Raw genomic sequence first — 25,676 nt, forward strand, 5'->3', positions numbered from 1 at the left:
CCAATTTTTAACTCAAATTTTATTTAGCTTTTCAAGTTTAAAGCTTTCTTGCACCATCATCAATACTTGCTTGATAAAAATCAGCAGAATAGCCAATTTTTTCAGCATATTTTTTACCAACGACGTCACTAAAAGTCGCTACATCTTTTTCTTTGACTAACGCAATCGCACAACCGCCAAAACCAGCCCCAGTCATTCTTGCTCCTAACACATCTGGGAAATTTTGAGCAGCCGCTACTAATGTATCCAATTCAATCCCTGTTACTTCATAATCCACTTTTAATGATTCATGAGAGGCATTTAGTAATTTTCCAAACGCAGTAAGATCTCCATTTTGTAAAACTTCTTTAGCCTTCAAAGTACGTTGATTTTCAGTCACAGCATGTTTCGCACGTTTGATTAGAACTTCATCACCAATCGCTTGTTTATACTGTTCAAATGTTGCTTCGTCTAAAGCACCTAATGAAGGAGTATCGATTGCCTTTTGTAATAAGCTTAGCGCCTCTTTACATTGTGCAAAACGTTCATTATATTTCGAATCTGCTAATTCTCTTCTCTTATTTGTGTTCATAATAACAATACAATATTCGCCAAATTTAGCGGGAACTAGTTCATAATCCAAGGTATTTGTATCTAAAAGTAGAGCCTGCGCTTTTTTACCCATTCCAATCGCAAATTGATCCATAATGCCTGAATTAACACCTATAAAATGATTTTCTACTCGTTTACCAGTAATAACTAAATCTAACGTACTAATCTCTAAATCAAACAAATCTGCTACAATTACACCTGTCAATAATTCGATTGAGGCAGATGAAGAAAGTCCTGCACCATTGGGAATATTACCATTAAAATAGATGTCTAGGCCTTGTTCAATTTGATAGCCATCTTCAATCAAATAATGAATAATTCCTTTAGGATAATTGGTCCAGTCATGCTTTTGGTCATAGCTTAAGTCATCTAATGTAAATTCAATAATTCCTAAATCAGCAAAATTTTCTGAATATAAACGGAATGTTCGATCTGTTCTTTTACGAGCTGCTCCGTAAGTCCCAATTGTAATTGCAGCGGGAAAAACATGTCCGCCATTGTAGTCTGTGTGTTCTCCAATCAAATTGATTCTTCCTGGAGCAAAGTAAAAGTCAGCTGTTTCCTCTTGAAAAACGCTTTCAAATCGTTCCGATAACTTTTCTTTCATCCTATAGACACCTCTTCTTTTTTATTTAGTAAATATATGATAAAACATTTACTAAATATTTTCAAGAGTTTTATTGACGAGAATCGTCATTTTTTCTAATAGTAAATACTCATTCAGACATTCACTTATAAATGTCTATCATATTTAAAAAAAAGTGGAATACATTGGCTTTTTATTTCATTTTAGTTCATAATGAATACAAAGTAGTTAGAAAAGAAAGGAAGAATTTATATGAAAAAATTTGTATCAGGATTATTAGTAGGGACTGCGATTACTTCAGCTGCAGTCGTTGGTTTAGCTGCAACTATTAAGAAAACAGTTATCGATCCAATTGAGGAAAAAGAAGATATGATTGATCAAAATCGTAAAAAAGCGATGCGTAAACGTATTGCTCGTTAATTCAAGCAATAAAAAAGAAGCTATTTCTCAGTATTTTGTGAAATAGCTTCTTTTTTATATTTTAATTAAACGATTCTTGTGTTTCCATAAATTCTTTTAAAACGACTGCATTGTTATCTTGTTGATTTTTCGCAGCATAAACCAACGTTACTATTTTATGTGTTGCGACTATTTTCATTAATTGGCTAATCGCTTCTTGATTATTTTTTAGTTCTTCAATATATTTTTTTCTAAATTCAGGAAATTTTTCTGGCTCATGACCAAACCACTTACGCAATTCATCACTAGGAGCAATCTCTTTTAGCCAACAATCAAGTTGCTCTTTTACTTTTGATTCACCTCTAGGCCAAAGTCGATCCACTAAAACACGATATCCGTCACTAACTTCTTGGGGTTCATATGCTCTTTTTATTTGTATCATTCCTCTCACCTCTTATTTTATAGTTTATCTCAGCTAAATCAAAACATTCAAATAAAATAGATTGAGATTCTAAAAATTTTACCTTCTAAAGCGCGGAAGACAAAATAAAAAACAATCACTTAGAATCTCAGCAATTTTCTCCTTTCCATTCATTGCATCGCTTGCAATAAATGAGGATTCGTTCAATTGCTCGATTTTAAGCGATTGTTTTATGTTCTAGGGAAAGAAATGCTTCGGAAATTGCTTCATATAGCAATAAATCATGAAAAATACCGTCCTTCGATGATGAAACATGCATACTTAGATGCTGATGCTAACCACTTTAGTCTACTCGTCTATTTCGTTTATTCAGGGTATGTCTGAATATTTTTTATAGTTTTATTAACTCAATTATTTTTAGAAAACCTCTAAACTAAATACCAATTTTTACTCAACAATTTTTTGCTTCTTTTTCTTTAACTTTTTCTTGTTCTTTCGTTTTCGGACCTTCTTTTTCTTTACATTTCGCCAAATAATAAAACTAGCGACAAGCAAAAAGAGTCCTAATAGAACTACCATCAAAATATGTTGTAGGGTCCAGAAATAGCCTTTTTCTGCATTTTTTTCTTTGCTATCGTAAGGAATTCGCTGACCTCTAACAAGTAAACGGTGACTATTAATCCCTAGTGGTGTACAAGTAACTAAAGTAACGGTATCTTTGCCTTCTTCTTTATCAAAATGAGATAAATCATCTGGCTTGATGGTTTCAATTTGATCAACTTCATAGGCTAGTGTTTTATCTAAAACTTCAATATAAAATTTATCACCTAATTTAAGCTTTGGTAAATCCGTAAACATTTTTCCTAATGATAAACCTCGATGACCAGTTAAAACAGAATGATTCCCCTCCCCACCAGTCGGCAACGAAGTTCCTTCTAAAATCCCGATCCCTTTTTCCAAGACTAAATTTGATGTCGTTGGATAAACTGGAACTTCTAGATTTATTTTAGGAATCGTTAAGATACCAAAAACATCAGGCAATTTGCTTTCTTTCAAATCAAATTTACTTGTTGCAAAAGGATCTTCTACAGATGATGACTGTTCATTCAATTCTTTATTATTTTTTTCTATATCAGCAATTTCGGCAGTAGACTTTTTTTTGTTCTCCACTCGATAAGAGCGAATTTCCGCTTTTTGTGACTGATTCAATTTATAATCTGTATAAAAAGGATACAACAAACATAATAGCCCTGTAATAGTAATCAATAAAAAGAGACTATCTTTGATTTTTCGACTTTTATTTTTATTAAGATTCTGCTTATTCATCGTATTTTTTTGCTTGGTGGGTCTTATTTTCTTTTGTTTCTTTTTTGGTTCCTGCTTCAATGCTTACACCTAATTTCATTTCTGTTCTAGCTAGGGCTAGGTAAGTAAATAGCTAAATTGGGGAAAATTAATGTATTTCAAGTCTACTCACGTTATTTATTTTTTCTTGTCACTAGAGACTACATTGACTATAAAAATCAATGATTCCACTAGCTACAACTCTAACGCATTTTAATTATAGTAAGGCGAATAAGCCGTTGGACTTTTTACATCAATCTTTAAATTACTTGATAACAATGAAAAAAACATGGAATCTATATTTATTTAACGGTTTCTTAATTAAATACTTTTGTTATTTTTAATCACTTTCAATCGTTTGATTCCCTCGTTTAGAGCGTAACTAAAACGTTAATAGTAAACATTCCTAGCTAAATCCAAAAAAAAATCGCAGAGTCTTCATTTTTCAATGATTGCTCTACGATTTTTTAGTTCTTGTTCAATAAAACGTGGGTGCAAAAGCAGCTTTCCTGGAGCTAAACGCTTTTTGAACCAATTTCATTTTCCTATCCTTTGCCCATTTTCCTTTGAAAGAATTTTACCAATTCAACAATCGGAACAATAGCAAATGAAGTTCCTACAACGATGCCCCATTGATAAGCATCAAGTGAAGTTACGCTAAACAAACTATTAAAACCAGGAATTAAAATGGTTGATGCCAAAAGTACAAATGAAATTAGAATTGCCCAGTTAAATGATTTGTTGCGGAATAAACCAACTTTGAAAATTGATTGATAAATAGATTTCACATTAAAGGCATGGAATAATTGGATTAATCCTAATGTAGCAAAAGTCATGGTTAACGCATCTCCATGTTGTAAATCATTCAATGCTTGTGCAGATAAACCAGGCATATTTGCTGCTGTATGAGCAGGAAACTCAATCGCCATTTTATATACAAATAATGTCAAACCACCTTGAACAATACCTTGATAAACCACGCTTCCAAACACTCCACCAGAAAAGAAATTAGATTTTTTGCCTCGTGGTACATGATTCATCACATCTCGCTCAGCTGGTTCTACTCCTAATGCGATAGCTGGAAACGTATCTGTTACTAAATTAATCCATAATAAATGAACAGGTAGTAAGGTATCCCAAGCAAACATCGTTGCAATAAATAGTGTTAAAACTTCACCTAAGTTAGCAGAAAGTAAATATTGAATGGTCTTTTGAATATTTGAGAAAACTTTTCGTCCTTCTTCAACAGCTACGATGATGGTCGAGAAGTTATCATCCGCCAACACCATATCAGAAGCCCCTTTAGAAACTTCGGTACCTGTGATTCCCATACCGATTCCAATATCAGCAGCTTTTAAGGCTGGCGCATCATTCACTCCATCACCCGTCATGGCAACGACTTTTCCTTCTTGTTGCCAAGCTTTAACGATACGAACTTTATGTTCAGGAGAAACACGTGCATAAACGGAATAATGATCAACTACTTTGGCAAATTCTGCCTCTGATAATTCATTCAATTCTCCCCCAGTAATTACCGCATCATTATCTCCCTCTTTAATGATACCTAGACGAGCAGCAATTGCTTCAGCAGTATCCCGATGATCGCCTGTGATCATAATTGGACGAATTCCTGCTTCTTTAGCCACTTTAACAGCTTCAGCTGCTTCTTTCCGTTCAGGATCAATCATTCCTACCAATCCAGCAAAAATCAATTGATTTTCAACAGTTTCTGAATCCACTTCTGTTGGAATTGTGTCGATGATTTTATAAGCCATGCCTAGCACACGTAAGGCTTGTTTCGCCATCTTTGTATTGTTGCTTAAAATTTCTTTTTGCACTGTTGTATCTAATGTTTTGACATCGTCATTTATCAATACTTGTGAGCAACGTTTTAGTAATTCATCGGGTGCGCCTTTGACAGAAACTAAAAATTTTCCATTGGCTAATTGATGGATTGTTGTCATTAATTTTCGATCTGAATCAAAAGGAATCTCTGCCACACGCGGTTCAGCTGCTACTTTTTCAGTAACATTAAACGCATGATCTAAACCAAATTGAATCAGAGCTGTTTCCGTCGGATCACCAATCAATGTACCATCCTGAGAGATCTTTGTATCATTCGTATAAGACATAATTTTTAATGCCATTGTTTCTAACGAAATATCTGAATTTGCTGGTTTGATTTGGTTATCCACATACAATGCTTCAACGGTCATTTGATTCAATGTCAAGGTTCCTGTTTTATCGGAACAAATAATATCTGTACTTCCTAATGTTTCAACAGCTGGTAATTTACGGACAATCGCATTTTTCTTCGCCATTTTTTGAGTACCTAAGGCTAAAATAATCGTCACAATGGCTGGCAAACCTTCTGGAATAGCCGCTACTGCTAAGGAGATTGAAGTTAATAACATATCAATCCAAGTTCTACCATTCATCAACCCAACAACAAACATGATTGCTGCAATAATCAAAATAGCAATCGTCAACATTTTTCCTAATTGATTTAAGTTTTGCTTTAATGGCGTTTCAGTTTCTTGCTCGTTTGCTAACATCCCAGCAATTTTACCAACTTCGGTATTCATCCCAGTAGCAACAACAACGCCGACTCCACGTCCATAAGTTACGTTACTGTTAGAATAAGCCATATTGATTCGATCACCAATCCCAGTAGCAGTATCAGCAGCCAATACACTCGCTTCTTTACTAACTGGAACAGATTCGCCAGTTAGAGCCGCTTCTTCAATTTTTAAACTCGCAGCTTCCAACAATCTTAAATCAGCTGGCACTACATCGCCCGCTTCAAGTAAAACAATATCACCTGGAACTAATTGATCACTTTTTACAGTACTCACATGTCCGTCTCGACGAACATTTGCATTTGGTGAAGACATTTCTTTTAGGGCATCAATTGCCTGTTCGGCTTTCGCTTCTTGGACTACACCAAAAATAGCATTCAATATAACAACAATTAAAATAATAACTGAATCAACAATATCATGTGAAAATAATGCCGAAATAACTGCAGCGAATAAAAGAACAATAATCATAAAATCTTTGAACTGTTCCAAAAATTTTATTAAAATTGATTTCTTTTTCCCTTCATCTAACGTGTTTTCCCCATAACTCACTAATCTACTTTTTACTTCTTGCTCTGATAATCCTTCAAGCGATGAATCCATTTTTTGTAGCACTTCTTGCTCTGATTGTGTGTAAAAAGCTTCTGACAATTGTGCTTTTTTTTCGTCTATCATTTCCTGCTCCTCCCTTTTCTCCCTTACCATTCTTATTTTACTTTAAAAAAACGGGATACGCATGTCCTAACCCTTATAACTATTTTTCACTTTTTATCCTAAAATTCAGAATTCAGTCTCTCAAATTTATCGGAAACGATCTTTCTTTAAAAAGAAAATAAAAAAATAGACCCTTGTATGTTCACTAAATAAAACATACATAAGTCTCACCGTTTAAGACAACACCAGAAATTTCTTTCGGATTTGGTGATGTTGCCGCAGCTTACGCTGTCAGTTACTCCCTCATGAATTATGATAACAAAATGCTGAAATAATTAAATAGAGCACAACCATTCGTATCAATGGATGTACTCTATTATAACGATTTGATTCTTTATTTTCAAATAGTATTTTGATTTTAGGCAAACTTATTTAGTTACTTGTATAAATTAACTAGTAGAAAGACTAAACTTATCTCATTCGTGGGTGAGACAAAAGTAAAGAACACTTTTCGGAAATTCCTTCTTATTGCGATAAATCACGAAGAACGTAGTGATTCAATGATGCATCGTACCTACTTGGTTCTCGGAGCTAAACACTTTTTTCTCAACCTCTCGTCCAAAAATTATCAGCCGTTCCTTGTTCCATACCCATAATAAATTTCTCTCGAATATCTTCATAGTTTTCAGCCAGAGAGGAAACTAAGTGCTTGATTTCTTCCCGTTTCGTTTTTTTATCGACTGGACAAGGATTAAAAACAACCGGCAATTGCTCTCTTTTTACAAAGCGAATGACTTCTTGTTCCCTGAGATAAAGTAACGGTCGAATCAACGTGATATCGGTCTTACTCAGATAACTTTTCGGCTCAAAACTCGCCATTTGTCCATGAAACAAGAAATTCATAAAGTAAGTCTCAATTGCATCATCCAAATGGTGTCCCAAAGCCACTTTGTTACATCCTAATTCTTTGGCACGATTATATAAAATTCCCCTTCTCAATTTTGCACAAAGAGAACACGGCGATCGTTCTTTTTTAATATCAAAAACCACTTTAGCAATGTTAGTAGGAACAATCTCTAAATCATAACCTAAAGAATCAACAAAAGTTTTCAAAGGCGTAATATCCATCTCAAATCCCATATCCAATGAAATTGGAACAACTTCAAATTCAAAGCCTAAACGCTTTTGTTTACTAATCATATCTAAAAAATACAATAAACTTGTGCTATCTTTTCCACCACTCATGCCGACGGCTACCTTATCCCCTGGCTGAATCATTTCATGATTTAAAATCGCGCGCCGAATGGGATTGTAATATAATTGATTATCTTTTTTCTTAAAACTCATAGGCTACTCCTTAAAAAAATCGGTTTTCAAACTGTACTTTTCACCAGAAAAAATATCATATTGAATCATTTGATACTCTTTATAAAGTTCTTCTTGGTTTTGATTTAGAGACAATGTTTTAGACCACTGCTCATCTTTATAATAAAGACCCTTTTCAAATGCTGGAATCTCTTTTTCGACAGTCGTCAATAATTGATAAAAACCAGTCATTTTTAAATCACTTTGTTCAAACAACGAAGGGGCAAAATAAAAGGTACTTAAAATCGCTTGGTGATCTTCTTTTTGCGACAACTGATTTTTATTATCATACATTAGAAATTCTGTTTGATGCAAGGTTTCTTCTTGGTTTTGATTTTTGATTTCATCAGAATAAATACTTGGCAAATGGTCTCCCCAAAATACAACTAATGTTCGTCGGTCAATTTGATCTAATTCCTTAATAAACGCTTTTAATGCCTCGCTACTATAGGCAATATCTTGCATATAGCTATCAATCGCTTCTTTGTTCCCTTCACTTTGAGAGGAGTACTCTTTTTCAGTGTATTTATCGCTATATGGCATATGCGTTTGCATCGTAACTAAATGAACAAATTGTGGACTGTCTTCTTTTAATAAATCCATGACTTCTTTATACGCAGCTTCATCTGAAATATACGGATTGTTTTGAATTTTATCCGTGTATTTCATCGTGCTTTCACTAATAAATTGATCAAACCCAAATACATCATATACATCTTTGCGCTTATACATTGATGTATTGTATGGATGAATTGCTGTCGTTTGATATTTTTGTTCATTTAGTAGAGAAACAATCGACGGAGCTTTTTCCATTTTTGGCACTAACATCGTATAAGGTGTAGTCATTTGAGCATTCATTAGTTCCATCGAAAAACTTGTCAAAGCTTCAAATTCAATATTAGCCGTTCCGCCACCATAGTTTTGCGATAACATTTTACCACTATATGTTTGATCTGCTACGTCATAATAATCTTTTAATGGATCTTTATCTGCCGTTACACCAACTAAATTTTGAGGATTAGAGAAACTTTCACTCATAACAAAGATAATATTAGGTTGCTCATCTGACTTATTTTTGTTCGTTTTCTCAGCTTCTTCACTATATTTGTCGGTAATTTTTTCAACCGCTTCTTTAGAATAGCCTTCAGGTTTATCCATTGCTTCTACTTTTAAATTAAATAAAAAACCACCCATAAATCCAGTATTATAATAATTCATTTTTTGGCTATAAGGAATCCAATACGCCGTTCGATTATACGCTTTTCTTAATAGATTTGATGGATTATTAAAATTACTTATGTAAAATAGCATGCCTACTGTAAACACCAAACCAGAAATTCGAAAAAATTGCTTTTTTTTCGATAAATAAAAACTTTTATAAATTGCGCGTCCAAAAAAGAACAAAACAACAAATGAAATTAATAGTATTGCAATAAATGGACCTGTACCAACCATCTCTCTTAATAGATCAAACTCTGTAATCATTTTTAAATCATCTGGATAAATCGGTTCTGTCCGATAATACATTTTTAAATAATCAGCCAAGCCTAAAACAGCAATTGATACTGCATAAACTAATGAACCAAAAAGAAAAGATCCACCTAGACTACATAAAAACAAGAGAAATACGGCCAACACTAAGCATCCTAAAAAGAATTTTTCCGTATGCCATGAGAAAGCAAATTTGAAAGCTAAATCTAGTGATAATTCGTTTTGACACCATTGTAAATATAGATTACTGACTAGAATAAGTATCGCCATACTTATAAAAATAAGAGGATACTTGATCTTTTTTTGTTTAAAAAAAGCTCGGTTTTGTTTAAAAAAATCAAATTTCTGTTTCACATAAATCTCCTTCTCAACTAAAAATACATACTTATTCATTGTATTCTTAGTCGAAAAAAAAGTAAAGTTCCTGTTTAATTTCAGAAACTTTACTTAAGATTTAGATTATTAAATTTCTTTTGCTGCGGCAAAAATACGTTCAATCAGAACCATTACCTCACGAACTTCTTCATTTTTAACGATTGGTTCCGCATTTTCCCGAACCACTTCATAAAAGTTTTGATAAAAAGGTGCGTATCCTGCTTTTGGTTCTGGCATTGGAATCTCTTTTGTCGCTTCTTCTGAAGGAGGAGCCATGGTTTTTGTCAAGCCAACACCCGCTTGGATTGGTTTTGGAGCTGTTACTTCTTTATTAGTTGCACCTACTATTTTGCCAGAAAGAGACCAATCATTGATGGTTCCTGTTCCCTCTGTTCCTTTAATGTACCAGCGTGGTAATTGCGTATAGTTGGTTGTCCCTACTTCGACGATTGCTCGCAAACCATTTTCAAAGATAATATAGCTGATAAAGCCATCATCGACTTCATCACCAAGAATAAAACTTAAGTCAGCGGATACTTTTTTTACCGGACTATCTACAAGAAATAATAATTGATCGAGCAAATGAACGCCCCAATCTAAAACCATTCCGCCACCATGTTTCAATTCATGGCGCCAATCACCTGGGATTCCATTTGCTCCTTGAACCCGAGACTCAATTTGAAATAAATCACCAATTTGTTTATTTTGATACAAGTCACGAATAATCAAAAAGTCTGGATCCCAACGACGATTTTGATGGACCATAAACGTTTTTCCTGTTTGTCTCGCTACAGCCAAAATCTCATCTAACTCTTCAACATTCATTGTTACAGGTTTTTCACATACCACATGTTTACCTGCTTGTAAAGCACGAATCGCTAATTCTTTATGCACATCATTTGGCGTAGCGATTAAAACCGCTTCAATTGCCTCATCGGTTAGTACTTCTTCTAATGAACTATAAATTTTATGATCATGCTCTTTTGATACTTTTTGACGTTCTGCTGAAATATCAAATGTACCAACGACATGGATTCGTTCACTTTCACTTGGCATAATCGTATGGACATGGTACGAACCCATTCCACCGTAGCCAATTACCGCAAAGTTGATTGCTTTCATTCTAAGGATTCCTTTCTAACTAAAGAATACATATTGTTTTACTGATTTCTAATTACGCCCACCACATATCAACTGGTTTGTCTTTGATCATGATACTTTTCAGATTTGTAATCGCACGTCCCAAACCTTCTTCGATTGACATAATTGGATCTTCATGTTCAATACTTAATACATAATCATAGCCATAAATACGTAATGCACTAATAATATCAGACCAAACTTTTAAATCATGCCCACAACCAACTGAACGGAAGGTCCAAGCTCTTGTTTTAACATTGCCATAAGGTTGCATATCTGTTAGACCATGCATATTGATATTATCTTGATCCAAATATGTGTCTTTCGCGTGAAAGTGATGAATCGCGCCTGCTTCACCTAAAATTTTCACTGCTGCTACTGGATCAATTCCTTGCCACCATAAATGACTTGGATCTAAATTACAACCGATGGCATCCCCTGTTGCTTCTCTTAATTTCAACATAGTATAAGGAGTGTGACATAAGAACCCACCATGTAACTCGATACCGATTTTTACACCTGCATCTTCTGCTACCGTATTAATCCCTTTCCAATAAGGAATTAATTTTTGTTCCCATTGATAGTTGTAGTTATCATCGTATTCAGTTGGCCAAGGTAATACAGGCCAGTTAACTTGTGTATCAGTTGGATTTCCTCCTGAAATTCCTGAGAACCCATTAACGACAGGAACGTTCATCAATGAAGCTAACTTGATTGTTTTGCGTAAAAGTTCATCAGCTTCAGTTGCAACATCTTTCAATGGTGAGATGGGATTATTGTGACAGCTTAAGGCACTAATCGACAATCCTTTATCAGCTAATTTAGCCAAATATTCTTTACGATCATCGGCACTAGCTAATAATTTATCAATATCCAAATGAGCATTACCAGGTGAACCGCCTGTACCGATTTCAACTGTTTCTAAACCAGCTTTTGATACTGTATCAATCATTTCTTCAAAGCTTAAATTATTGAATAGTGGGGTAAATACACCTAATTTCATAACTAATTTCCTCCTCTGTTTTCTTTATCAAGTGTTTCTAATGGTTCATGATGACCATAATTGGGGTAAGCATTTTGTGTTGGATAGCACCAACGAACGCCATTTTTAATCACTTTTTGAACATCTTTATTATAATACGATGGATACGTTTCATGCCCTGGTTGGAAATAGAAAATCTTCCCATTCCCACGACGATAGGTACAACCACTGCGGAAAACTTCTCCGCCAGGATACCAACTAATAAAAATTAATTCATCTGGTGCCGGAATATCAAAATGTTCACCGTACATTTCTTCTTTTTCTAGTTCAATATATTCGCCGATTCCTTCAACGATTTGATGACTAGGATTAACAGACCAAATTCGACAATTTTCTTCTGCTTCACGCCATTTTAAATCACATGATGTGCCCATCAGCTTCATAAAGATTTTTGACATATGACCTGAATGAAGAACCACTAGCCCCATGCCTTGTAACACACGTTGGTGAACACGATCCACAACTTCATCTGAAACTTCTTGATGTGCAACATGGCCCCACCAAATCAATACATCCGTTTCTTCTAACACTTCGGTAGTCAATCCATGCTCTCGTTCGTCCAATGTTGCAGTACGAACGGAAAACTCATCTTCTCTTAGAAAACTAGCAATTTGTTCATGAATCCCTTCTGGGTAAACATCTCGAACAGCTTGGTCGGTTTTTTCATGACGGTATTCATTCCAAACAGTAACTTGAATCATGCGTAAACCTCCTCAACGATAGTGCGTAACGCTTGAACATTTTTAGCTGCGCTTTCCATGGGCGTCAACGCTTGAAAAGCTTCTTGTTCAACAACTAACCATGAAAGCTTAACCGATTTCGCCCATTCAACATACGAACGAATGGGTAAAATACCCGCTGTAATCTCGGTACTTTCTTTTTCGCCATCATTGATAATACGCATATCTTTAATATGAAGTAAGGCAATCACATCACGGTGATTTTCTAACCAAGGAATAACCTGTTCCCCTGCATGCTGAACCCAATACGTATCAACTTCTAACTGCATATCAGGCACTGCTTGGATCATTTCATCTAATATACTAACGGTAGGGATTTCAGTAAATTCATGACTATGATTATGATAAATCAAGGTCATTCCTACTTCAGCTAATCTTTTTTGGACAACCGCCATTTTTCCAAAAAATGCTTGCCATTCTTCTAATGTCTCAAAACTTGCATACGGACAAATAATTCGCTGATTACCAATTATTTTTTCAAAAGCGATGACTTCCTCTAAACGATTTTCTAACTCTTCATAACCAATATGTGAACCAGCTACTTTTAAGTCGATTTTCTTTAAAAAATCAGCAAGTTCTTCCGCTTGAGCTCCTTCATAGCCGGCAAATTCAACGCCATCATAGCCCATATCTTTGACTTGTTCTAAAGTACCCCAAAAATCTTGACGCATCATGTCTTGGATACTCCATAACTGTAATGCTATATTTGCTTTCATCATGGTTACTCCTCTATTATTGATTTAAAAATACTGGTTGGTTTGTTTTTGAAGACTCATAAATAGCTTCTAAAATTTCTGTCACAACTAGTGCTTGTTCTGGTAAAACAACAGGATCTGTATCATTTAAAATTGCATCAATCCAAGATTGTGCTTCTAATACTTCAGGACTTGCACCAGCTCCATCATAAAAATCAACACCACCAGTTTCTAATTCGATTTTCTTTTCATAAAGTAAGCTATGATCTTCGCCATTAATGGTCAGTCCATCGTTCATATCTGCTCCGCCTTTATTACCAAAAAGACTTGTTTTTGCTTCTTTTACATCTAAACTATTCAACGCCCAACTAGATTCTAAGAAAATTGATGCGCCATTTTCCATTACAACATAACCAAAAGCTGAATCTTCCACTCTAAATTCTTTTGGATCCCAAGAACCCCAAGCATTTGCTGCATTTTCAGTTTTAGATAATTCGTGATATGTTTTACCAACAACATATTTTGGTTTGTAATTATCCATCATCCATAGCGTCAAATCTAATGCATGTGTACCAATATCAATCAATGGTCCGCCACCTTGTGCTTCTTCATCAAGGAAAACACCCCAAGTTGGTACTGCACGACGACGAATGGCATGAGCTTTGGCAAAATAGATATCACCAAGTTCGCCTTCTTGACAAACTTCATGTAAATAACTTGAATCCGTGCGGAAACGGTTTTGATAACCAATCGTTAATTTTTTGCCGGTTTTCTTAGCTGCCGCAATCATTTCTTTCGCTTCTTCAGACGTTTTCGCCATTGGTTTTTCACACATGACATGACAACCCGCTTCCATCGCAGCGATTGATAATTCTGCATGAGAACTATTTGGTGTACAAACATGAACCACATCTAAGTCACTATTTTTCAACATTTCTTTGTAATCAGTAAATACTTGCGCCGAATCAACACCATATTTTTCGCTTGCTTCTTCCGCTCTTTCAATCACTAAATCACAAAAAGCAACCATTTCAATTCCTTTTACTTGTGCCAAAGCAGGTAAATGTTTTCCGTTTGCAATTCCACCACAACCAATAATTCCAACTTTTAAGACCATTAAATAAATCCTCCAACTTCTATTCTTTATTTTTTTGTTTCCCCCTAAAAAAGCGGTTCCACATCTTATCTACTACTATACAAAAAAAATAAAGGGCTTTCTTCCTAATTTCACCACCAAAAATTCCCAGATATTGCGTTTTTAAATTGAAAAACTAGTAAAAGAAAAATAGAAGTAACAAAAAGAACTAGTTGTGTTAAATCATTGTTGAGAAATGATTCGCAACAAAAAAGAGGTTGGGACAGAAGTGTTTAACTCCAAAAAATAAGCGACAAATCACGAAAATTATTTTTCAAATTTTTGTGATTTGTCGCTTATTTCCGTAAGAGTTGCTTCTGCTCCCACCGTTTATCAAGGTCATAAAACAATCGTTTAGAATCGAGCAATTGGACGAACCAGCAGTTATTGCGCTTTTTGCAATGAATGATGGAGAAGAACTTGCCGAGATTCTGATTGTTTTCTGCCGTTTATTCGTTTTTAGGACATAAAACAAAAGTGTTCTTTACTTTTTTCTCACCCACTTATATTCTAACGTTAGATTCTCTAGCTAAATTATGACAATTGACCTGTTTCTTCTACTGCTACTTGCTTTTGATATTTCAAAGGAGAAAGTCCGACTTCTTGTTTAAACACATGATGAAACGTTTTAACACTAGAAAAACCTGATCTTTCTGCCACATCAACCATTGGTACTTTTTCACTAGCTAAAATGAATTTTGCTTGATTGATCCGATATTCATTTAGAAATCCCATAAATGTCATTCCCGTATTATTTTTAAAAAAGCGCGTAAAATAATAAGGACTAAATCCAACTTCTTTAGCGACATCATCTAAAGTAATTGATTCAACATAATGATTTTCTACATAAGAAAAAATCTGATCCAATCGTTCAAGTGTTTCTTTATATTTGATTGTTGAGGCTTTACCACCTTTTTTAACAATCCTATTTGACTCAGGCAGTTCTCGATAAAATAAAAGAACTAATTGAAAAAGGTAATGATAAATGGCATAATTTTTTCCCACTTCTTGGCTTTCAGACTCTGAAAACAATGCTAAAAGATTTGCTTGAACTTTTTCAGCCAAATCTTGTGACCACTTCAAACTATGCTTTTCCCCTTTTTCAAAAAGCTCAGTAAGTGAAGGTTCATTTGCGATTTTCAATTTTTTTTCATCAAATAACTGTAAATCAAATTGATAAACGATTCGTTCACTTTCAGGTGAAGCTAAAAAATAATGAGGTTCACCACTGGCAAAAAAATAGATTTCTCCTTCCGCGACATGCACGATTTCTTCACCAACACCGATGTTAACCGTTCCCCGCTTTGAATAAATCACTTCAACTTCCTTATGCCAATGAGGATAGACAATGGTCATCCCATCATTAATAAAGGCACGAAAAGGCATTTTTTTATCCAAATCCGGGATTTCTAAATAAAGACTCATTTTTTCCTCCAATATATCTATTTAAAATCATAACTTCTGACTCGTTTTCTGATAGTCATTGATTACTTCCGCTGTTTCAATGCAAACGGTTTAATCAATTGAACCATGAATCAACTGAAAATACAACTATTCATACTACGCGCTTTCTTTACCCACTTATAATTTAATAGGAAAGCGTTCAAAAAAATTTAGCTGTTCATAGCTGTTAATCAATCGCATTATGGATAATTTTTAGAACAGTTTAAGTGATAATCAGCAAGGTTTCTTTTTTTGCTTCAAAAGAATTCCCTGTTTCCTCCATGATTTGATCAAAGAAAAGAACTTTTGCTGTATTGTAATAAGGAGCAACATAAATATTACTTACTCCCAACGTAGTAATATTCAATATTTTCCAAAAAATAAATGAACTAACAAAAATTAAATACTCTGCTTTGTACCCATTCATTAAATCTGAACTGATCCGCATCGCTTCACTAGACGATAACTTAGCATTTCTTTTCAATAAATAATTTGTCATACTATAAGAAAGTGCTTTTACAATTCCTGGAATAAGTAAAAGTAACAGCCAAAAGAACGTATACAAACTCATTAATAAATTAGCTTTAAGCATCTTTTTCCCATTCACCTTAAAGAAGTTTTCAGCAGTCTTTCTGAGTGTGAATTCTCTTTCTAAAATCATATCTAACGCCAACCATTGCATAAATCCATTATAAAAACGAATAAGAAAATGAATCCCTACTCCTAAAATCAAATAGGGGATTAAAGGAAACGTAGTAGTATTGGTAGCTGGATTGCCTGTAGCAACTTTTTCCTCTGCATTTTCATGTATTGAAAGTGCGCTTAATGAGCTTAAATTTTGTTTGCCGTTATCATCAAATATATCTTCTTCCCAGTTTCCGTCTGTCTGATAATCCTCCTCGTATTCGTAATAGCCATCAAACCAGCCATCATCATAGCCTTTATTATAAATCCAGTCCTCATGAAGCTTCGAATTTCCTTGCCAAGAATCATATTGCTGAATTTTATCTTTATAACTATTCTTATCGATTTTCAAAATAAGAAAAAACAAGCCCCTTTACATAAATCAAGCAACATAAATTATATGACAAATACGCATTCTACTTTATTCTCAACCCATTCAACTCACCTATCAAAATAAATCGAACCAAAAGTAATTAAATAATCTCTAAAAGGATTTATATAACGACCTAATGCGTGCATAAAGACGCATTTTTACCGTTTTTTCTCATTGCGAATCCTTGTTATTTTGTTTATAATAAAGGAGCAGGATAGAAACCGATTGGACAGGCTCTATTTTATATGTTTAATCCTCTTTTTCTGTAATAGCCTTCCGTTATATAACAAAGGTTATTAAAAATCTTTTGGCCCTTCACTGGTTGACGGCAATCAACTAAGAAGAAGTCTTGTATAGTTAGCACAAACTGCTCTACAAGTTGCCAATAGTATAGTATTATTTTTCCATTGCTTTTTCCTATTAAAAAATAGTTGGAAATTTCATTGGATAAATATACTGGACTGTTGATATCGATGTTGGAGAGTCTGCCAATATCGTTTTTTCTATTCTGCAAATTTTTAATCCATAAAGGAGGGAATCTATGAAAAATAAAAAAAGCACTTCATCGTTTAACGGCAATCAAACGATGAAGCCTTGCAAAGACAGCACAAACTAGCTCTACAAGTTGCTCTCACTAATACTAAAGTATTAGCATTTTCTATTGTACCTAACTTTTCGGTAAATTTCTAGTTCTATTATATTTTTTTTACACTTTAATAAAATTATCGTATTTCTAGTGCTTTATAAAAATCATTTCAACTGATAAAACCGCTCAGAAAAACTAACTTGTCCGTTCCTACTTTGCTTGAACAAATTTTATTCTACACAACCAGATTTCATCTGAGAAAAAATTTGTCCTTCTTACATCAATAGCCCAATCAATTCTCAACCAAATCGAATAATAAATAATTTTCCATTCTTTTCCTAAAAAAGACTCCGATAGCGTTAAAAACATCAAACAATTTCTCTAAACCTTGCTATTTCATAGTATGTAATAAAAGGGCTTAATTAATTGTTTGATGTTTTACTATCTTACTTTAAAATAAATTTATTGAATGTATCAATCGTCATCTGACGCTACTTAGTTATATTTATCTTCTTTTAACAAATCGATTCTTTAAATTCATTAAGGTCGTAGTCATTGTTTCATTGATAAAAAAACCAATTGCAATTGAAAAACCTACTAGAATGGTTTGTGTCCCAAAATTCACGGCTTGGCTATAATCATTCTCCGCTAAAGAATTAAAGGTTTTAAATAACAGACTACCAGGAACAATCGGCATAATCCCTGATATCGTAAAAATAGTACTGGGAACTTTCGTTAATTGACTAAATATTTGGCTGCAAATAGACAAAACGACACAGGAAACTAACGCTGATAATGCCGCATTTGCATGCAGAATGGTTAAGTGATAGACCACAGATGAAATAACTCCAGATAAACCACATAAGATAATATATTTTTTTTGTACACTATTTAAAACAGCCACACTGCCACTAACCAAAAAACTAAAAATGACTTGCAAAAGCACAATAATCCCCCCTCTTTATAAATTAGTCAAAATAAACGCAACAGGCAGCCCTAGCATTAATGCAGTATTGATTGCTTCTGAAGCCTGAGATAAACCGGTCAAATAATCACCATCAATACTTGCTCTTATTGCATTCACAAACGTTGCTCCTGGTAATAATGGCATCATACAACTAAGAATTAAAGAAAAAGAATCATCAGCGATATTTTCTTTTGCTAAGAAAACGGCTACTAAAGAAATGAACGTTGAATACAAGAAAACAGAAAAAATTGTAATATTTATATACTTCTCTAAAAGAAGATAAATTATGTACCCAAAAACACCCAATACTAGAGATACTAAAGCCGTTAAGGAGAGTTTAGCAATCAATACGTACATTGAGCCACAAATTAACCCTGCCGAAAAAACTTGTATAAATAATGGGAATGCATAGCTACGATTGTCAATCTTCTTAAATTCGTTATAAAGTTGATCAGCATCAATCTTCTTATCAAAAAAAGCATCCACTTTCGTTTTGATATGGCCCATTTTTTCAAAATTATATGAATTTTTTTTTACGTTTATCATTTTCACATCATTCGTCCTCTGATTAACTAACATCAGGCTAGTCGTAGTAATAAAAAAAGAAAAATAATTAATTTTCATAAAATACATCATCTTAATTAAATTATTTCGTACTTCGGAAGCACCATAGTTACTTTCAAGCATTAATTTTCCATATAAAATCAATACTTTGATATAAGAATCAAATTGTTTTTCATCTAATTGTGAGTCATTACTTATTTCCTGTTTGTTATCCATTTTATCAATAACCTCCAAAATTAACTATAACCGTTAATTTTTATAATCATTTCATGCCTAATTCTTTCCTAGTATACTACAATAACTATCGATTAATAAAACAATAACAAAGTAAATCTGATTTTTTTAAACTGCTCTTCGTTTCCTTTTCTAATAAAAAAATAGTAAAAAAACGATTGAATTTTTCATTCAACAGTTTTTTCACTATTTCAATCAATTACTTATTAATTACCTTTAAAATCTTCCTAGACTAGCTAAATAAAAATCCATTATATAGTATCGGTAATCACTTTTAGAGTACTTCGATTTAGTATCTTCATATTTACGAACAAGTTCCAAACTTTCGTTTTCTGTAACTTCTTCCCAATCTTGAATATCTGTACGACAATATAATTTGAAGGGGAGTTCCACGTCCATACGTACTTCTAAAAAATTATCAGGATCTCCTGCTCCATGGTACTCAACATCTGTAAGTATCTCGCCAACATAATTTAAACGCTTTCCACTCATTTTTCCCACCCCGTTTTATATTTTATACTACTAATTGTACTCCTTAATTCCAGAATACACAAATTTTTTTTTAGCAAAACAAAAAAAAAATTAGGCTTCATCTAATTTTAAATGCTAAAAATTGTAAGCGTTATCCTGAGAATCAATTAACTAAAGTACTGCGGAAACCGATTAAGAAAAATTGGAAGCACCTCTTTTAATTATAAACTGTCTAAATGGCAGTTCAAAGACAGCTACTCCCATTCACTTCAATCACAATAATGATGTTAGAAAAATGAGTTTTAGCTAAATTATATAAATATTTGCTGCTTTGATTTTCAGAAGCTCCCTAATCAATTCACTCTTATATTCAAATGATTATTTTCGCAAATGCAATATCGGAAATGGATTTCCTTGTTCATCAGTAGGCGATTCTGAAATAATTTTAAACCCCTGAGCTAGATAAAAAGCAACTGCATCAGAATTCTGCTTATTAACATCAGTAAACTCAATCGCTTCATTTTCAACTAACCAATTAAGAATTGTCTTTCCGTATCCTTTTCTAAAAGAAGTTGGCTTCAAAAATAGCATTTCTAGTTTTTGATTATGAATTCCTGAAAAACCAATTATCTCGTTTGGTACATTACTCTCAAACCAAATAAATACCTTAACTGCTTCAAAATAATGAGGTAATTCTTTTTCAATCCTATCTATATCTTCTGCACTCAAAAACAAATGCGTTTCACTTACAGAATCCCGCCATATTTTAATCAAATCAATGTAATCCATTTCTTTTGCTTCTCTAAATTGAATCATTCTATCATCTCGTCCTTTTTAATTGTTTAAAAAGAGAGCCTGAGAATTTCGTCTAATTACTTACACGTATTCTTCAGACCCACTTTCGTATTTTTTATTTCAATTCGTTACTTTTACGATGGTAAAACACGTTTTAAATATTTTCCAGTATAGCTTTTCTTTTCTTTGGCGATTTCTTCTGGTGTTCCTGTCGCAACAATCGTTCCGCCACCATCTCCGCCTTCTGGACCCAAATCAATCACATGATCAGCTGATTTGATTACATCCAAGTTGTGTTCTATTACTAAAACCGTATTTCCTGCATCGACAAAACGCTCTAAAACTAAAAGTAATCGTGCGATATCATCCGTATGCAGCCCAGTAGTCGGCTCATCTAAAATATAAAAATTCTTGCCATTCGAATTTTTGTGCAATTCACTAGCAAGCTTCATCCGCTGCGCTTCACCACCAGATAAGGTTGTTGCCGGTTGTCCTAACTGAACATAACCTAAACCGACATCAACAATGGTTTGCAGTTTGCGATGAATTTTAGGAATTGATTTAAAGAAGTCAACAGCATCTTCAACAGTCATTTCTAAAATATCAGCAATATTTTTGCCTTTATAATGAACCTCTAATGTTTCAGAATTATACCGTTTCCCATGACAAATTTCGCAAGGAACGTAAACATCTGGTAAAAAGTGCATCTCGATTTTAATGATTCCATCTCCACGACAAGCTTCACACCGTCCACCTTTGACATTAAAACTAAATCGTCCTTTTTTGTAGCCACGAACTTTCGCTTCATTTGTCTTAGCAAATAAATCACGTACATCATCAAATACACTAGTATAAGTAGCGGGATTACTTCTTGGTGTTCGACCAATTGGACTTTGATCGATATCAATGATTTTTTCGATATTTTCATAACCAGTAATTGTTTTGAATTTACCAGGTTTATTGGAATTACGATTTAGTTTTTGCGCCAATGCTTTTTTAAGGATTTGATTAACTAAGGTACTTTTTCCTGATCCTGAAACACCTGTCACAGCAACGAATTGTCCTAGTGGAAAACTAGTTGAAATATTCTTCAAATTGTTTTCAGACGCCCCTGTTATCTTGATGCTTTTACCGTTTCCTTTACGGCGTTCTTTTGGAACTGGAATCACTTTTTTTCCAGACAAATACTTTCCTGTCAGTGAATTTTTGTTGTTTTCTACTTCTTCTGGTGTTCCAAAAGCAACAATTTCTCCACCCAAATGTCCAGCACCAGGTCCTACATCAATCAAATAATCAGAAGCACGCATGGTATCCTCATCATGTTCAACTACAATCAATGTATTTCCTAAATCACGCATTTTTTTCAAAGAACCAATTAAGCGATCATTATCCCGTTGATGTAGACCAATCGATGGTTCGTCCAGAATATACAACACGCCTGATAAATTTGAACCAATTTGTGTGGCTAAACGAATTCGTTGCGCTTCACCTCCTGATAGAGTCCCAGAAGCACGGCTTAACGTTAGATAATCCAAGCCAACATTTTCTAAAAAGGCAAGACGATCTTCGACTTCTTTTAAAATCGGTTTAGCAATAATTTGCTCTTGTTCTGAAAGTTCTATTTGATCAAAGAAATTAACAGCCTTCTTAATCGCTAATTGACTAACTTCACCAATACTTGTTCCTGCTACTTTGACAGATAAAGCTTGCGGATTCAAACGATAACCTTTACAGCTCCGACACGTCAATTCAGTCATATATAAACGCATTTGTTCTCTTGTAAAATCACTATTCGTTTCATGATAACGACGTTTAATATTCGTTAAAACCCCTTCGAATGGTACTTCTACGTCACGAACACCGCCAAAATCATTTTCATAATGGAAATGGAACAGTTCGCCATTCGATCCGTTCAACACAATTTCTTGATGTTCCTCTGGCAGTTCATTGAAAGGCGTATCCATATCGATTGCAAAAGAATCTGCTGCTTGCTCTAACATTTGCGGATAATACTGAGAACTAATCGGGTTCCAAGGAACGATTGCTCCTTCTCTTAACGTCTTATTGGGATCTGGAATCACCAAATCTCGATCGACTTCTAGTTTCATACCCAAACCATCACAATCTGGACACGCGCCAAATGGAGCATTAAATGAAAAAAGTCTTGGTTCTAACTCTCCAACAGTAAAACCACAATAAGGACATGCGTAATGTTCACTAAACAACATTTCTTCGCCGCCGATAACATCTACCAAAGCATACCCTTCTGCTAAACGAAGAGCCGCCTCAAAAGAATCAAATAGACGCGAACGAATACCTTCTTTAATCACAATTCGATCGACAACAATCGCAATATCATGTTTTTTACTCTTTGTTAACTCTGGAACTTCACTAATATCATAAGTCTCTCCATCAACTCGAACTCGAACATATCCTTCTCGTTGAACCATTTCAAATACTTTTTTATGCTGCCCTTTTTTCTTAACGACTACTGGTGCTAATACTTGAATCTTTGTCTTATCGGGCAATTCTAAAACACTATCTACCATTTGTTCAACGGATTGACTACTGATTTCTACATGATCGTTCGGGCAAATCGGATGTCCAACTCGCGCATAGAGTAAACGTAAATAATCATTGATCTCAGTAACTGTTCCTACTGTTGAACGAGGGTTTTTACTGGTCGTTTTTTGGTCAATCGAAATCGCTGGGCTTAAACCATCAATACTATCAACATCTGGTTTATCCATTTGACCTAAAAATTGTCGCGCATATGCCGATAAACTTTCAACATATCGGCGTTGTCCTTCTGCGTATAAGGTATCAAAAGCTAAAGAACTCTTGCCGGAACCAGATAACCCAGTAATAACGACTAGTTTGTCTCTAGGAATGGTCACATCTATATTTTTCAAATTATGCGCTCGTGCACCATGAATAACTATTTTGTCATTTGCCATTATGTCTCTCCTTATCTGCTAACGTTATTTTTCTGCTTTTAACTCCAAAATCGTATCTCTTAGGGTTGCTGCTGTTTCAAAATCTAACGCTTTTGCAGCTTCTTTCATTTCGTTTTCCAATTTCATCAATAAATCGGCTTTTTCTTGACGAGATAGTTCATGGTATGATTTATCAATGGTAACAGAAGACTTTTCATCACTTGTTTTTGAAATAGAAATTAAATCGCGAATTTCTTTAATAATCGTTTTTGGCGTAATACCATGTTCTTTATTGTAGGCTTCTTGAATCGAACGACGACGAGCGGTTTCATCGATGGCTTTTTGCATCGAATCTGTCATCTTATCTGCATACATAATTACGCGACCATCTGCATTTCGCGCTGCTCGTCCAATCGTTTGAACTAATGAGCGCTCACTTCTTAAGAATCCTTCTTTATCCGCATCAAGAATAGCGATTAGAGATACTTCCGGCACGTCCAACCCTTCTCTAAGCAAATTAATCCCTACAAGAACATCAAATTCACCCAAACGTAAATCTCGAATGATTTCTGTTCGTTCTAAGGTCTTAATATCACTGTGTAAATATTTCACCTTGATTCCCAATTCTTTAAAGTAATCCGTTAAATCCTCTGACATTTTTTTAGTCAGAGTGGTTACAAATACTCGTTGATTTTTCTCAACGCGCTCGTTAATTTCACCGACTAAATCATCAATTTGTCCCATGATTGGGCGAACTTCAATCAATGGATCTAAAAGACCTGTCGGACGAATGATTTGTTGAATAACTGTATCTGTTTGTTCATGTTCGTAAGGTCCTGGAGTTGCAGAAACATAGACAACTTGGTGGACATGCTCTTCAAATTCCTCTAAGCGCAATGGACGATTATCTAATGCACTTGGCAAACGAAAACCATAGTCAACTAACATTTGTTTTCTAGCTCGATCTCCATTGTACATTCCCCTCACTTGAGGCATCGTTACATGAGATTCATCAATCACAAGTAAAAAGTCATCTGGAAAGAAATCAATCAATGTATATGGTGGTTCTCCTTCTGAACGACCATCCATATGGCGCGAGTAATTTTCGATTCCAGATGTATAGCCCATTTCACGCATCATTTCGATATCATAATTGGTACGTTGTTCTAAACGTTGCGCTTCTAATAATTTATTTTCGGATCTAAGAACTTTTAAACGTTCTTCTAATTCTACTTGAATTTGAGCAATAGAATGTTCCATATGTTCTTCATTGGTCACAAAGTGGGTCGCAGGAAAAATTGCAACATGCTCCGTTTCACTAATAATTTCTCCAGTCAATGCATCTACTTCTCTAATTCGTTCGATTTCATCACCGAAAAATTCAACTCTTAGCGCATGCTCATCTCTTGAAGCTGGGAAAATTTCAACTACATCACCACGCACCCGAAAACGACCACGTTGAAAATCAATGTCGTTTCGTTCAAATTGAATATCTACTAAATTTTTTAATAGCGTGCTACGATCCATTTCCATTCCCACTCGCAACGAAACAACCTGTTCACTGTATTCTTTAGGATCTCCTAAACCAAAAATACAGGAAACAGAAGCAATCACAATCACATCATTTCGTTCTAATAAAGAACTAGTTGCTGAATGTCTTAACTTATCAATTTCATCATTAATACTTGCATCTTTTTCTATGTACGTATCACTCGAAGGAACATAGGCTTCTGGCTGATAATAATCATAGTAACTAACAAAATACTCGACTGCGTTATTCGGGAAAAACTCTTTAAATTCTCCGTACAGCTGTCCAGCAAGGGTTTTATTATGAGCAATAACTAATGTTGGTTTATTGACTTCCTTTATCACATTTGAAATAGTGAAGGTCTTCCCTGTTCCAGTCGCACCAAGCAATATCTGCGCTTTTTCGCCGCCTTCAATGCCTTCTACAATTCGCTTTATCGCTTCGGGTTGATCTCCATCAGGTTGATATTTTGAAACTAAATCAAATGTATTGGAGGTTTCTCTTTCTATCATCTAATATCCTCCTTCTAGTAAATAAT

General features: G+C 34.4%; 20 protein-coding genes. 1 reads left to right on the plus strand and 19 read right to left on the minus strand.

From position 1 onward, the window contains the following. Positions 1-37 precede the first annotated feature (37 nt). Positions 38-1,198, minus strand: a complete 1,161-nt coding sequence (locus tag ACYSNW_RS00620; RefSeq protein WP_461742340.1) for a galactokinase — start codon at positions 1,196-1,198, stop codon at positions 38-40. 231 nt (positions 1,199-1,429) lie between these two features. Between ACYSNW_RS00620 and ACYSNW_RS00625 the strand changes: the two genes are divergently transcribed. Beyond that, complete coding sequence (locus tag ACYSNW_RS00625; RefSeq protein ID WP_461742342.1) at positions 1,430-1,597, plus strand: DUF3042 family protein; 168 nt, start codon at positions 1,430-1,432, stop codon at positions 1,595-1,597. Positions 1,598-1,658: 61 nt separating this feature from the next. Here the strand turns inward: ACYSNW_RS00625 and ACYSNW_RS00630 are convergent, their stop codons facing one another. From ACYSNW_RS00630 to uvrB, 18 genes are all read right to left on the minus strand, one after another. Then, entirely contained in the window at positions 1,659-2,018 is a 360-nt protein-coding gene (locus ACYSNW_RS00630; RefSeq protein WP_461742344.1) for a DUF488 domain-containing protein, read from the minus strand. Positions 2,019-2,444: 426 nt separating this feature from the next. Beyond that, positions 2,445-3,383: a class C sortase gene (locus ACYSNW_RS00635; RefSeq protein WP_461742346.1), complete on the minus strand. Its 939-nt coding sequence runs from the start codon at positions 3,381-3,383 to the stop codon at positions 2,445-2,447. A 503-nt stretch (positions 3,384-3,886) separates the two neighbouring features. Continuing rightward, the gene (locus tag ACYSNW_RS00640) at positions 3,887-6,595 is read right to left on the minus strand and encodes a cation-translocating P-type ATPase (protein ID WP_461742348.1); all 2,709 of its coding nucleotides are present in this window, start codon (positions 6,593-6,595) and stop codon (positions 3,887-3,889) included. A gap of 585 nt (positions 6,596-7,180) precedes the next feature. After that, a complete protein-coding gene (locus tag ACYSNW_RS00645) occupies positions 7,181-7,921 on the minus strand; it encodes a tRNA lysidine(34) synthetase (protein WP_461742349.1) in 741 nt (246 codons plus the stop codon). Between the two features lie 3 nt (positions 7,922-7,924). Continuing rightward, positions 7,925-9,700 (minus strand): LTA synthase family protein, encoded by a 1,776-nt coding sequence (locus ACYSNW_RS00650; RefSeq protein WP_461742984.1) that lies wholly within the window; start codon positions 9,698-9,700, stop codon positions 7,925-7,927. Between the two features lie 192 nt (positions 9,701-9,892). Then, the gene (locus ACYSNW_RS00655; RefSeq protein ID WP_461742350.1) at positions 9,893-10,927 is read right to left on the minus strand and encodes a Gfo/Idh/MocA family protein; all 1,035 of its coding nucleotides are present in this window, start codon (positions 10,925-10,927) and stop codon (positions 9,893-9,895) included. Positions 10,928-10,979: 52 nt separating this feature from the next. Further along, positions 10,980-11,948 (minus strand): sugar phosphate isomerase/epimerase family protein, encoded by a 969-nt coding sequence (locus ACYSNW_RS00660; RefSeq protein ID WP_461742352.1) that lies wholly within the window; start codon positions 11,946-11,948, stop codon positions 10,980-10,982. 2 nt (positions 11,949-11,950) lie between these two features. Then, positions 11,951-12,688: a ThuA domain-containing protein gene (locus ACYSNW_RS00665; protein WP_461742353.1), complete on the minus strand. Its 738-nt coding sequence runs from the start codon at positions 12,686-12,688 to the stop codon at positions 11,951-11,953. Further along, entirely contained in the window at positions 12,685-13,443 is a 759-nt protein-coding gene (locus tag ACYSNW_RS00670; protein WP_461742354.1) for a sugar phosphate isomerase/epimerase family protein, read from the minus strand. The genes ACYSNW_RS00665 and ACYSNW_RS00670 overlap by 4 nt, the downstream gene beginning before the upstream one ends. A 16-nt stretch (positions 13,444-13,459) precedes the next feature. Continuing rightward, positions 13,460-14,539, minus strand: a complete 1,080-nt coding sequence (locus ACYSNW_RS00675) for a Gfo/Idh/MocA family protein (RefSeq protein ID WP_461742355.1) — start codon at positions 14,537-14,539, stop codon at positions 13,460-13,462. Positions 14,540-15,091: 552 nt separating this feature from the next. Continuing rightward, positions 15,092-15,982 (minus strand): AraC family transcriptional regulator, encoded by an 891-nt coding sequence (locus ACYSNW_RS00680; protein ID WP_461742356.1) that lies wholly within the window; start codon positions 15,980-15,982, stop codon positions 15,092-15,094. Positions 15,983-16,223: 241 nt separating this feature from the next. After that, positions 16,224-17,051, minus strand: a complete 828-nt coding sequence (locus tag ACYSNW_RS00685) for a DUF975 family protein (RefSeq protein ID WP_461742358.1) — start codon at positions 17,049-17,051, stop codon at positions 16,224-16,226. Positions 17,052-18,148: 1,097 nt separating this feature from the next. Then, the gene (locus ACYSNW_RS00690; RefSeq protein WP_461742360.1) at positions 18,149-18,589 is read right to left on the minus strand and encodes a threonine/serine exporter family protein; all 441 of its coding nucleotides are present in this window, start codon (positions 18,587-18,589) and stop codon (positions 18,149-18,151) included. Between the two features lie 15 nt (positions 18,590-18,604). After that, positions 18,605-19,390 carry a threonine/serine exporter family protein gene (locus ACYSNW_RS00695; protein ID WP_461742362.1) on the minus strand — a complete coding sequence of 262 codons (786 nt, stop codon included), beginning with the start codon at positions 19,388-19,390 and terminating at the stop codon, positions 18,605-18,607. Positions 19,391-19,624: 234 nt separating this feature from the next. Next, positions 19,625-19,900, minus strand: coding sequence for a hypothetical protein (locus tag ACYSNW_RS00700; protein ID WP_461742363.1), 276 nt, complete (start codon positions 19,898-19,900; stop codon positions 19,625-19,627). 357 nt (positions 19,901-20,257) lie between these two features. Next, positions 20,258-20,695, minus strand: a complete 438-nt coding sequence (locus ACYSNW_RS00705) for a GNAT family N-acetyltransferase (protein ID WP_461742364.1) — start codon at positions 20,693-20,695, stop codon at positions 20,258-20,260. Between the two features lie 113 nt (positions 20,696-20,808). Continuing rightward, positions 20,809-23,631 carry an excinuclease ABC subunit UvrA gene (gene uvrA / locus ACYSNW_RS00710; RefSeq protein ID WP_461742366.1) on the minus strand — a complete coding sequence of 941 codons (2,823 nt, stop codon included), beginning with the start codon at positions 23,629-23,631 and terminating at the stop codon, positions 20,809-20,811. A gap of 24 nt (positions 23,632-23,655) precedes the next feature. After that, positions 23,656-25,650, minus strand: coding sequence for an excinuclease ABC subunit UvrB (gene uvrB, locus ACYSNW_RS00715; RefSeq protein WP_461742368.1), 1,995 nt, complete (start codon positions 25,648-25,650; stop codon positions 23,656-23,658). Between the last annotated feature and the right edge of the window lie 26 nt (positions 25,651-25,676).

Source organism: Enterococcus sp. LJL99 (assembly GCF_054871725.1).